We start from the raw sequence: 10,762 nt of genomic DNA on the forward strand, positions 1-10,762 counted from the left end.
GGCGGCCACGTTGACGGGCCACGCCGGGACGCGGTCCAGGCTCACACCGAGGACGTGCGCCGAACTCGCCAGGAGCCGGTAGGCGGTCAGCGCGGCGGCGTACGCGTCGAGGTCCACACCCGACACCGCGGCGAGCGCCCGCTCGACGGTTTGCGGCCCGTGCCCGACCGGAGCGGGCCGGCGTCCGCGGACCGGCGGGACGCGGACCATGTGGAACGCGGCGACGGCGATGTGCCCGGTCCCGCAGGCAGGGTCGATCATCCGGACATCGGCCGGCCCCCACTCCTCCATCGCCGGCTCCAGCGACAGCCGCAGCAGGAGACGGGCGACCCAGGGCGGCGTCTGGCACAGGGCGCGCCCCTTGCGGGCCTCCTCGGACAGCAGCTGGTAGGTGTCGCCGAGCGCGTAGCCGTCCACGCGGTGCTCACCTTCCAGGGCGGGGTGCCGGTCCCAGAACTCCTCGATGGCAGCCCAGGCGGCCGCGCCGAGCGGCTGCTCCCACAGCGGCAGTACGGCCGGATCGAAGAGCGGGATGAGCGCGGGGTGGCAGTTGGCGAGGCTCTCCAGGGACTTCAGCAGGCCGCCCGGGCCCGGAGGGCGGTCGTCGGCCGGGGCCAGGACGTGGTCGTGGGCGTGCCGGACGAGGGCCGCGGCGTGGATCCAGAGGGCGGCCGTGCGCCGGTCGCCGGTGTCGCGCGTGACCGTGGCGGTGAGCTTGTCGTAGGCGCCGGGTGGAAGGGTGCGGGTGGTCATCTTTCCTCGCAGGGCTCGGGTGCTACTGGCTGTCGGTCATCGCGGCCCAGACCTCGGCGAAGGCAGGGCGGGCCTTGTCCTGCACGCCGGCGGGGGCGGTCACGTAGAAGTCCTCGGCCGTCCCGTACGTCTTGGAGTCCGGGCGGACGCGGGTGCGCACGCGGGCGATGCCGGCGCCGTGGGCGTCCGTGGAGTGCTCGACCGGGCGGTTCAGCGCCGTGGCCGCGGTGGTCAGGAAGGTGCCGGCTTCGGTGCGGCTGCCGGTGCGGACGGTTTTCACCGACCGGTAGACGGTGCCCTTGATGCCGTTGTCGCGGCATTCGGGCTTGGCGCATCGGTCGCCGTGATCGGTCTTGCACTCGGGCCGTCGGCCGGCGGTGTAGACACGCTGCACCCGGTAGACCGCCCAGGGCTCCTCGTCGAGCCGGGCGTCGAACTGGCCGAGCGCCTCGGTGTTCTGGTCGTCGGTGACCCGCCGGAACAGGGTGTCGTCCTTGTAGAGGGAGCTGTTGTCGTTCAGGGCCATCGACAGGTACTCCAGGCGCAGCACGCGCGCCGCGAGGTCGGGGTACTTCCGCAGCCGCTTCAGGTGGTCCGGCTGCGGGGAGCACACCCCAGAGAACGGGCAAACGGGACAATATGACTTGGACATGTTGATCCCGAGGCGGTCCTTGACGTAGCCCTGCACGTCCTTGCGGCCCCAACCGAGCCGGAGCAGCGGGTAGTCCAGAGCGAAGGTCTCGTGGCCGGCCCTTTCGTTGCGCTCGGCCTGGGCTTTGTTGGCCTTGACCGCGCGCTTGCGCTCGTCGGCGTTGTAGCCGAACAGCTTGCCGACCGTCTGGCCGCCGGCCTCCCGCAGTTGAAGATCATCAATGGCGAAGGCCTTGAACTTCTGCGCGCACTTGTGCCCGCCCGCGTACTGCGGAACGGTGCCGTTGGCCTCCAGCTCGTCCATGAGGGTCCACTGGCCGCGGTCGAAGACCTTGCCGGGATTCGTGGTGTCGGAGAGGACCTGGACGCCGGCGGACTCCAGGTGGCCGGCGCGCGCGACCTGCGTGTACCGGATGCCCTTCTCCCGCAGCAGCGGCAGGACGTGGTTCTCGACGTCGGAGATCGTGTCGGGAAACTCGAAGCCGGTCATCGCCGTCACGATCGAGAAGTCGGAGAAGTCCGTGGCGACCCCGAAGGCGGCCGGTTCGTTGATGATCGCCAGGGCCAGCGCCGTCGAGTCGACGCCGAGACCGAAGTTGAGCGACTTGTGCTTCGTCGCGCGGAAGGATTCCAGAGCGTCGGCGGAGGCGACCTCGGCCGGGGACGGCACGCCGGAGGACGACGCTGCGGGGCCGGCCTTGTCGAGGCTGGGTGCGAACAGGGCGAGGGAAGTCATGGGTGTACCTGTGGGGGAGGGGCGGGTGCGGCCTGGGAGGGCCGCACCCGCCGAAGGAGAGGGGGATCAGGGCTGGGACTTCGCGGCGCGTGCAGCGTCGACGCCCGCGGGGGTGAGGAAGGGCCGGTGCTTCGGGCCGGTACGGCCGTCGTCACCGTCGGTGGGCTGCGGGGTGCCGTCGGCGTCCCGGTACTCGACGAGCGCGAGACGGGTGAGGGCGGCGGCGGTTGGCCAGCTGACGTCCCGCAGCGCGCCGTCCTCGTCCGCGGAGTCGATGGCCGCCAGCTGGGAGTCGTTCAGGATCGCCCGCCGCCCGGCGCCGGTGATGAAGTACGGTCCGACGCCCTGCGCCTGCGCCAACTCCGCCGGCAGCCGGAAATCGTCGCCGTCGTTGCGGTAGACCAGGCCGTCGTCCAGGTAGACCTGGAGCGTGGTACGGCTGCCGTGTGACGTGAGGTGCCCCGATGGATGGGCACATGCGGCACGGAGGTGCCGGGGCGCTGGCGGGTAGGACTTGGCTTTGACGCTCATCGCGGGCCCTCCAGCGCGAGAGTCGGCACCGCGGAGAGCGCTGCCGCCTGCGCACCGATCGCCGCCGCCTTGACCTTGAGTCCGCATCCGGAGCGCTCGCACTCCTCCGTCGCCCGCGGGTTGGGCCACCGGCAGTCCGGACAGCTCCACATCAGCCCCGCCGAGACCGCCACCGAGGAGATCACGGCCCTCTGCTCCAGGTCGGCAGCGTCCAGGAGCTGCTCCAACACGGTGGGGTGCGGGGCGCGGTGGTGACTGTGGTCGTCGAGGACGACGGTGTCCTCGACGACGACGCGCAGCGGTACGGTCCCGTCCGGCCGGACGACGTGCTCGGGGTCGGCGCTGTCGAGGTGGACCGAGACCCGCACGACACCGTCCTCGGCGTCCACGTAGCCGAAGACGAGCACACCGGCCACCTCGATGCACGACGGTCCGTCGTCATCGGCGGCGTAGAAGACCGCGCCGCGATTGAGGCCATCGGCCGTCACGGCGTCGGGGAAGGCGAAGTTCAGGGGAACAATCCGAGAGCGGTGCGGCCGTCCGATCTCCTCCGAGTACAGCTCGAAGCCCTGATCGGGCACCGCGTCGCCGTCGGCACCGTAGTAGAGGTCGATCGCCTCCACGTCGTTGGCCGGAGGCTCATCGGGCACGCCGCCCTGGCCGCCCACGTTGGCCCAGTTGCTGCGCACGTGCGTGGCGAGCTCATCGAGGGCAGCGCCCTTCGTGGCGTACGGCGCCGTGGAGTCCTTGTGTCGCGTCCAGATGCGCAGCATCCACACCTGCTCGCCCGGGCGAGGCGCCAGGAAGGCGGAGACGGCCGGGGACCGACGGCCGCCGGCCTCGGCGACGATCTCAGCGTGAACGCGCCGGGCGAGTTCACGGTATGGCGACGGCAGTTCGGCGACGGCCGGTGAGTGGGCCAGGGCGCCGGCGGTGCGCACCAGTTTCTCAATGTCAGAGGGGCGGAAGCGTTCAGCGAGCATGGTCATCCTCGTAGGTGGCAGAGCCCGGCGGTCACGGGCGGGCCCGCCGGGCGTAGAAGTGGGAGTGCTAGATGCCGAGCGCCTGGAGCGCCGCTACCAGGGCGACGGCGCGCTTTCGCTCGGGGGACACCCGAACGCGGCGGATGCGCTTCGGGTCGGAAGGAAGCTGAATGCCCACGGCACCGCCGCGGTCATCCCGGCGCAGCACGTACTGGTCCGCCGAGAGCATCCACGCGTCCCAGTCGTCGGCCTTGCGCCCAGCACGCACCTGGGATTCCGCGGTGGGGGCCGTGACGGGGCAGGAACACGCCGGGTCGTCGCACGGACGGCCCGCCGGATGCCGGGCGATGACGCCGCCCGGACGGTAGGTGGCGCTGGTGCCGTTGAGCATGGGGCACGCCTTCTCCGCATACATCAGGCACGGCGGGTGGAGTGCCGGTTCCGGCGCGTACCCGACGCTCACGTCCTGCGGGCGGACGAGCACGTAGAACCACCGCTCCAGCGGCCGTTCGCAGATCTGACACAGGCTGTTCTCGAAGGCCCGGGCGCGCCTACCCGGGTGAAGCCCGCCGAAGACCGGCAGGCCGTTGTGCTCGAACGAGACGTACGGGACGACCAGGCCGCCACGGGTGGGACGGTGCGCGCACACCGCGGGAATCGCCGGGACGCTCACTGCGGACCACCACCGGAGAGCTCCCAGGAGGGGCGGGCGAGCTCGACCAGGAAGGTGTGGGCGGAGTCGCTGGCCTGGAGCAATCGGACGACCGGGAGTTGTCGGTACTGGTCGAGGAACTCTCCGATCGTCAGCGCGGTGTGGTGCGCGTCGTCCGAGTAGTTGCCGTTGCCGAAGGAGACCAAGCGCTCGCCCTGGTGCTGCGGCCACGTGTAGGCGGCGAGAAGCTCGGCCTGGCTCCAGTTGTTCGGGTTGGCACGGACCTTGACGAGCTCGGCGCCCGGCACCAGCCCCCTGAGCGAGTCGAGGGGCGGCGTCCGGCGCGGTTGGGGGCTGCTCAGAACCATGGCGGTCTCCCAGTTCGAGGCGGGCGCTCGTGGCCCGGGCGGTGAGTTGAAGGGCTGCGGGATTCGCCGCGCAGCGGTGCAGCGGCCTGACGGCCGCCCTCACAAGGCCGGCGAAAGCCGACGTACGGGTTGTGAAGGAGAGGGCGGCCGATCGACCAGACACCCACACGCTACACATTGAAACCTAAATACGCAACATGATGGCGTGGGGTGTTCCCTCATCCCCGCATGACACGGCGAACCGGGCCGTCAGCAGCGCCACGCACAGCGCGCGGATTCCTCCCTGCTCCCACAGCGCCTGGGACTCCGGCACCGCAGCCGGCCACCACTGCACCGATACGCCGTGGCGCACCACGTCGACGGCGACTCCGTACCCGTCGTCCTTGCTCCAGTCAGCCATGCGCACATGCGGGCGCAGCACCTCAACAGCACCCTCGTGGAGGCGGATCGCCTCCTCCTTCGCGCTGCGCGCGGCCCTCCGCAGGGCATGGGCCTGGGCGGCGGACACCGGTCGGTAGACGGTGCTGGCCTCCTCGTTCTCCGCGGAGACGACCAGGGCTCCCCCCTGCGCCGCGAGCACGCGGTCCCGGCCGGCTTCGGTGACCAGTTCGAGCAGCTGTTCCGCGGAAACGGTCGTGTCGGGTCCGCTCTCGGGAACGGCGGAGGCCCGGTAGTGCCCGTGCCGCACGAGGTCCAGGGCGTGCCTGACGGCCAGCATGGCGCGGGCCAGCTCGGTGGAGCCGGGCTGCCCGTTCGCGGCGTAGCGGGTCAGCCGCTGGTGGACCAGGGCCGCTTCCCGCTCGTCGGGTTCGTCGAACTGGCTGGGGATCACCTCCCGAATGGCGAGGTCGATCACCTGCGTCAGGTAGCCGGCGCCGAAGGGCCTGCGGCGGAGCAGGCGAAGCGCCAGCTGTTTGGACGAGTTGGCAAGGACGGTGGCTGGAGCCTCGGACACGAGGTGACTCCTCCCTGATTCGCCGGTCATGAGCCGGGCTGGTGGATGTACGCGATCCACGCCTCGTACTCGGCGGCGCCGAGCACGGGGGGCGGGACGATGGGGGCGCGCCCGAAGCACCGGTCACAGGGATGTGCGCCCAGTTCGGCGCCGGTGGCACCCCCTCGGCGGCCTGGCAACGCTGTGCCGCAGACGGCAAGATCCGCCGGAGTTGACGGGTCCAGCCTCAGATGCAGGTCCTGGCCGTGAAGGACCGGGCGTACCACGACGCCCCCGGCTTCGGAGTCGGGGCCGAAGTGCCGCGCCAGAAACGTGACGGCACGGGCGTGGGCGGACTGGGCTCGCTCCGCCAGAGTCCGGGTGTCATCCGGCAGTTGTTCGACGGCGCGCAGAGGTTGCCGCATGTCTGCCGTCAGACGGTCGACGAGGGCCCGTCCCTCGGTGAGGAACTGCGGCGCGTCGCCGCGGGGGTCGTCGCTACGCTGGCCGACCCAGATCCAGGACAGGGGCACGAACGCGGCCAGCTCGCTCAGGAGTCCGTACCGGCGGCTGACAGCCCAGGTGGTGTATGTGGCGCACGGCCGGTGGGTGCAGGAACCGGCCGGCGCCTGGCAGGCGCGCAGCTCGAAGCGGAAACCGAGCTCGGTCGCGGCAGTGTGAAGGATGCCGAGCTCCGCCAGCGCGCCGCTCTGTTGCGGCCTTGCCCACCAGGCCGGTACGCCGCCGACCGATGGGCCGGGTTCGGTGCTGTGCCCGAGCCCCTGCGCCTCCCCTGAGCGGGCGGAGGCCAGAGTTCGGTGAGCAGAGACGACGCGGGCGCCGTCGATCACGAGGTAGGTCATCAGGGGGTCTCTCCGATTCGGCCGGGCGCAGCAGCGCCCGGCCGTCGAGATGGAATCGCCAGAGGGACGGGGGTCCGGCGATGGGGATCAGGCGAGCGACTTCATGGCCTTGGCGGGCTTCTTCGGCGCGGGCTTCTTGGCAGCCGCCTTTTTCGCCGTGGTGGCGGAGGCGGCGCCGCCGGTGAGGCTGCCCTTCGGGGCCTTCTTCACGGCCACCTCGCTGCCCTTGGGCAGCTTCTTCGCGCCGCTGACGAGGTCCTTGAAGCCCTGCCCCGGGCGGAATCGGGGAACGGAGGTCTTCTTGACCCGCACCCGCTCACCCGTCTGCGGGTTGCGGGCGTACCGGGCCGGGCGGTCGACCTTCTCGAATGCCCCGAATCCGGTGACGGAGACGCGCTCTCCGGCGACAACGGCGCGGAGGATGGCGTCGAGCACGTGGTCGACGGCGTCGGCGGCCTGCTGGCGGCTGCCCATCTTCTCTGCGACCGCTTCGACGAGCTGGGCCTTGTTCATGGCTGAACTCCTGTGCATGTAAAGGGATTTGGGCGCCAGGCGGGGGCGCTGGCATGGGGCCCGCGAATGGAAGCGGGGCGCGTCGTACGGAGTGGCATGAGCGCCTCCGACAACAATCACAGTACACACGAAAAAAAGAACACGCAACGCTAATCGTCATGTTGACGAGAGGAGTGGGGCCGTGTCACTCTGACGTAGCGACAGCGGGTTGGAGCGCCAGGCGAGTTGATGCCGCGCTCCCCGCCACCGCCTTCCTCAGACCATCCACGCGGTACATGACCTCGGGAGAACACCCGTGAACACGAAGCTCGTTGACTCCACCGCCGCCACCCCGATCCCGGCGTCCCACCCGCTCAGCATCCACGCCACCGACCGCGCAGCCGGCGTCCTTCTCGGAGCCGCGTGCGGAGACGCGTTGGGCGTGCCCTACGAGTTCGGCCGCCGACTGACCGCCGACGAGCAGCCCGCCATGATCGGCGGCGGCCTGGGCCCGTACAAGCCGGGCGAGTACTCCGACGACACGCAGATGCACGTGTGCATCGCCGCAGTCGCCGCCACCGGCGCCGACCTGACCAGCGACGGGGCGCTCGACCAGATCGCCCGCAACTTCCACCGGTGGCGTGACGGCGGCGCGAGCGACATCGGGAACCAGACCCGCAGCGTGCTCGGCGCCGCGAAGGCCCACAAGACGGGGACACCCGCACAGGCCATGCTGGCGGCAGCCGACGCCTACACCGCGCGCACCCGGTTCAGCGCGGGTAACGGCTCCCTCATGCGGACCGGCATCGTCGCCCTCGCCTACCTGGACGACGTCGAGGGAATGGTCAGGGCAGCCACCATGATCAGCTCCCTCACGCACTCCGACCCCGAGTGTGCCGAGGCGTGCATCCTGTGGTGCTCCGGCGTCCGCATCGCCGTACTCGAAGGCACCTTCGACGGCGTCCGCCAGGGTGTATCGCTCCTTCCCGCAGACCGGCAGGAGATCTGGCACGCGAGGCTGGACGAGGCCGAGGCGAACCCGCCGCACCACTGGGAGCGGAACGGGTACGTGGTCACCGCTCTCCAGGCCGCGTGGTCCGCCATCACCCGCACGCCCGTCCCCGACCTGGCCCCGGAGCGCGACTCGTTCCCCGCCCAGCACTTCCAGCTCGCCACCGAGGCGGCTGTCCGTGCGGGCAACGACACGGACACCGTGGCCGCGATCGCAGGCGCCCTTCTCGGGGCGCGCTGGGGCGTTTCTGCCATCCCGCTCGACTGGCAGCGGGCGGTGAACGGCTGGCCGATGATGTCCGGCCCCGACCTCGTCCGTCTGGCCGTCCTGACTGCCCGCAAGGGTGACGACGACAGCGACGGCTGGCCGTCGGCCCCGCGCGTCAAGATTCCCGGCTATGCGGGTGCGGCCTTCACGGTGACTCACCCAGAGGACCCCGGGGTCATCCTCGGCAACCTCCCGATGACCGAGTTCACCGGCACCCCGCCGGTCGACGCCGTCGTCTCCCTGTGCCGCATCGGGCAGGACCCGGTCTTCTCCCGGATCGACGCTGAGCATGTCCGCGTCTGGCTTGTCGACAAGGAGGGCGCGAACCCCAACCTCCACTACGCCCTTGACCAGGCGGCCCGCCAGGTCCTTCGGCTCCGGAAGGAAGGGAAGCGCGTCTTCCTCCACTGTGTTGCGGGCCGCTCGCGCACCCCCGCCGTGGCGGCGGCCTACAGCACGCTCTTGGGAACGGACCCGCACACCGCCCTGACGGAAGTCTGGACGGTCCTGGGCAAGCACTGGACCCTCTTGGCGCACCCGCAGCTCCACGACGCCGTCTACGAACTGGCAGGGCAGCCGCCGTACCAGCCGCAGCCCCGCACCCGCCGTAGCCTCTTCTTCCGCAAGCGCGGTTGATTCCGGCACGGTGCGTGGCACCGCTGAAACCAGGGGCGCGGTCTCCGGCGGAGACCGCGCCCCTCTCGGTGCGCCGTCAGCTCGTCAGCGCACCCGCTAGGACAGACACAGCGACCAGATGCAGATGCACCCGGAGCCCGTCGGCCATATGGCCGACGGGCTCCGCGTTTCCGGGCCATCTGCGCAGCCCGTGGCCCCCGCCGGGACCGGACTTGTGACAGGCCGATCGCCTGGCAGGGCGACGCGCTTGCGGCGCGGCCCGGGGCCCGGTCGAGCGCGCCATGGGGGCCGGCGGGCTTCCCGCCGGCCCCCGGCTGTGCCTCGCGCCGTCCCTCTATGCCCTGGCGTCGAAGTTGCCGGACCCCCTGCGGCTGAGGACGAAGTCGTAGACAGTCCTGCGGTACCAGTGGTCTTGAAGGACCCGGGGCTTTCCGCCGTCCCCGGCCGTCCGGTCGGCGAACGGGACCTGCCCGCGGGCGTGGTAGGCGTGGATGGTCTCGCGTGCGAGGGGTTCGCCGCGGGTGGCCATGCCCAGCACCTCGGCGAAGTCGTAGATGTCCAGCAGGTCCAGGGGGTCGCCCTCAGGCAGCGGGTTGACCAATGCCGGCCCGGTGCGCCCATACGTGTGGGCGGTGCTCCTTCACCCAGGCGTCGACCGCGTGCGCGGCATACGTGCGCGGACGGGTGCGCAGGGGCGTCGGGAAGGCCCGGCGGATGACCTTCTTGCCGTCTCGCTTCTCCTTGACGCTGATCCACTGCAGCCCGGTGCGCTCGGAGACGCCGTACCGCGGGCCGATCATCTCCGCGGTCAATTCCGTCTGCTCACCGCGGGCTTCGGACACCGACTCATCCGCCGGCTCGACCTGGACGTCGGCAGAGGAGTTGGCTGCCGGCGTCTCGGGCCACGCCTGACCCGTCAGTTCCGTACGACGCTGGGCCGCGGTCCAGGACCGCCGGCGGTTGTGCCGGACCCACTCGTCCACCTCGGCCGCGCTGTAGCCGTTCTCGCCGGCCTCGGGGAACCCCTCAACGCGGGTCCACCCCCTGGCAGTCTGACCGCTCACGCTGTACGTGCTCGCGATGGCTTGGGCATCGACGTACCCCGTCCGCGCGGTGGGAGCACGTTCCGAGCTCTCGTCGGCGGCTGCAGGGGCCTGTTCAGCGACCGCCGGCTCCTCGGACGTCTTCTGGCGGCGCATGCGACGAGGCCGGTTCACGAACTCGTATGCCGTCTCGCGGAACCACATGCGTTCCGTCACCTCCGGCCGCTCCCCGTCCCCCGGCTTGCGGTCGGGCCCCGGCATCTTCTTCCGGGAGATGTACGTCCGCAGGGTGACCTCGGGCACCGGTTCCTTCCGCCCGAGGGCCTTGCCCTCCCAGGCGGCGATGTCCGACAGCTTCACCAGGTCCTTCGGACCGCCCTCGGGCAGGCCGTACGGGTTGTCCGAGTCCTGCCCCTGCGCCCAGTAGACCGGGAGGTTCTCGCGCAGCCAGTCGTCCACCAGCGCAGCGTCGCGGACCAGGGTTCGCCCGGGACCGGACGGCCATCCCTCCGGAAAGCCCTCGAGCGTGACCCAGTAGGCCACGTTGGCTTCGTTGACCTTGTACTTGGTCGCGATGTCCTGCGAGGTCACAAGTTCATCGGCGTCGGCGGGAATCACTGATACTCCTTGTCGGACCGGCAGTGAACCCGCAGGCCGTAGTCGTGGCCCCGAGGGTGGGGGCCTGGGTGGAACGAGCTTGAGCTGTGACCGGCATCGCCGGCTCCTCTCCGCGCCGGCGCCCTCGATCGTGCAGGGGCAGGCGCTAAAGTACATCACGTTTGACTAATAGGCAACGTCAGTGCCCGTGGGGGTGCCTTCGGGGAGGGGCGGTGATCCGCCC

11 protein-coding genes and 1 pseudogene are annotated in these 10,762 nt (G+C 70.9%); 1 reads left to right on the forward strand and 11 read right to left on the reverse strand.

What is annotated here, in order from left to right; all coding sequences use genetic code 11:
- From ACNFOC_RS43125 to ACNFOC_RS43165, 9 genes and pseudogenes are all read right to left on the reverse strand, one after another.
- The coding region (locus tag ACNFOC_RS43125) for a DNA methyltransferase family protein (protein WP_521986487.1) at nucleotides 1-753 on the reverse strand (753 nt) is incomplete at its 3' end.
- Nucleotides 754-775: 22 nt separating this feature from the next.
- Nucleotides 776-2,140 carry a hypothetical protein gene (locus tag ACNFOC_RS43130; RefSeq protein WP_416964466.1) on the reverse strand — a complete coding sequence of 455 codons (1,365 nt, stop codon included), beginning with the start codon at nucleotides 2,138-2,140 and terminating at the stop codon, nucleotides 776-778.
- A gap of 66 nt (nucleotides 2,141-2,206) precedes the next feature.
- Entirely contained in the window at nucleotides 2,207-2,671 is a 465-nt protein-coding gene (locus tag ACNFOC_RS43135; protein WP_416964467.1) for a hypothetical protein, read from the reverse strand.
- Nucleotides 2,668-3,654 carry a hypothetical protein gene (locus tag ACNFOC_RS43140; protein WP_416964468.1) on the reverse strand — a complete coding sequence of 329 codons (987 nt, stop codon included), beginning with the start codon at nucleotides 3,652-3,654 and terminating at the stop codon, nucleotides 2,668-2,670. Before ACNFOC_RS43140 ends, ACNFOC_RS43135 begins: the two co-directional genes overlap by 4 nt.
- 67 nt (nucleotides 3,655-3,721) lie before the next feature.
- Nucleotides 3,722-4,327, reverse strand: coding sequence for a hypothetical protein (locus tag ACNFOC_RS43145; protein WP_416964469.1), 606 nt, complete (start codon nucleotides 4,325-4,327; stop codon nucleotides 3,722-3,724).
- Nucleotides 4,324-4,674 carry a hypothetical protein gene (locus ACNFOC_RS43150; protein ID WP_416964470.1) on the reverse strand — a complete coding sequence of 117 codons (351 nt, stop codon included), beginning with the start codon at nucleotides 4,672-4,674 and terminating at the stop codon, nucleotides 4,324-4,326. Before ACNFOC_RS43150 ends, ACNFOC_RS43145 begins: the two co-directional genes overlap by 4 nt.
- Nucleotides 4,675-4,858: 184 nt before the next feature.
- Nucleotides 4,859-5,629 carry a hypothetical protein gene (locus ACNFOC_RS43155; RefSeq protein ID WP_416964471.1) on the reverse strand — a complete coding sequence of 257 codons (771 nt, stop codon included), beginning with the start codon at nucleotides 5,627-5,629 and terminating at the stop codon, nucleotides 4,859-4,861.
- Between the two features lie 26 nt (nucleotides 5,630-5,655).
- Complete coding sequence (locus tag ACNFOC_RS43160; protein WP_416964472.1) at nucleotides 5,656-6,471, reverse strand: hypothetical protein; 816 nt, start codon at nucleotides 6,469-6,471, stop codon at nucleotides 5,656-5,658.
- 90 nt (nucleotides 6,472-6,561) lie between these two features.
- Nucleotides 6,562-6,984, reverse strand: a pseudogene (locus ACNFOC_RS43165) (HU family DNA-binding protein); the annotation flags it as partial.
- Nucleotides 6,985-7,279: 295 nt separating this feature from the next.
- Between ACNFOC_RS43165 and ACNFOC_RS43170 the strand changes: the two are divergent.
- Nucleotides 7,280-8,878 carry an ADP-ribosylglycohydrolase family protein gene (locus ACNFOC_RS43170; RefSeq protein ID WP_416964473.1) on the forward strand — a complete coding sequence of 533 codons (1,599 nt, stop codon included), beginning with the start codon at nucleotides 7,280-7,282 and terminating at the stop codon, nucleotides 8,876-8,878.
- Between the two features lie 334 nt (nucleotides 8,879-9,212).
- On the opposite strand, the gene ACNFOC_RS43175 is transcribed toward ACNFOC_RS43170, so the two are convergent.
- A complete protein-coding gene (locus ACNFOC_RS43175) occupies nucleotides 9,213-9,479 on the reverse strand; it encodes a hypothetical protein (protein ID WP_416964474.1) in 267 nt (88 codons plus the stop codon).
- On the reverse strand, nucleotides 9,460-10,539 hold the full coding sequence (locus ACNFOC_RS43180; protein WP_416964475.1) for a hypothetical protein: 1,080 nt from the start codon (nucleotides 10,537-10,539) through the stop codon (nucleotides 9,460-9,462). The genes ACNFOC_RS43175 and ACNFOC_RS43180 overlap by 20 nt, the downstream gene beginning before the upstream one ends.
- Between the last annotated feature and the right edge of the window lie 223 nt (nucleotides 10,540-10,762).

Source organism: Streptomyces colwelliae (assembly GCF_048158785.1).
Classification (GTDB): Bacteria; Actinomycetota; Actinomycetes; order Streptomycetales; family Streptomycetaceae; genus Streptomyces.

Excerpts from the sequence above, each read along its gene's own strand:
- ACNFOC_RS43130 (WP_416964466.1), bottom strand. The coding sequence starts at position 2,140 with ATGACTTCCCTCGCCCTGTTCGCACCCAGCCTCGACAAGGCCGGCCCC.
- ACNFOC_RS43135 (WP_416964467.1), bottom strand. The coding sequence starts at position 2,671 with ATGAGCGTCAAAGCCAAGTCCTACCCGCCAGCGCCCCGGCACCTCCGT.
- ACNFOC_RS43140 (WP_416964468.1), bottom strand. The coding sequence starts at position 3,654 with ATGCTCGCTGAACGCTTCCGCCCCTCTGACATTGAGAAACTGGTGCGC.
- ACNFOC_RS43150 (WP_416964470.1), bottom strand. The coding sequence starts at position 4,674 with ATGGTTCTGAGCAGCCCCCAACCGCGCCGGACGCCGCCCCTCGACTCG.
- ACNFOC_RS43160 (WP_416964472.1), bottom strand. The coding sequence starts at position 6,471 with ATGACCTACCTCGTGATCGACGGCGCCCGCGTCGTCTCTGCTCACCGA.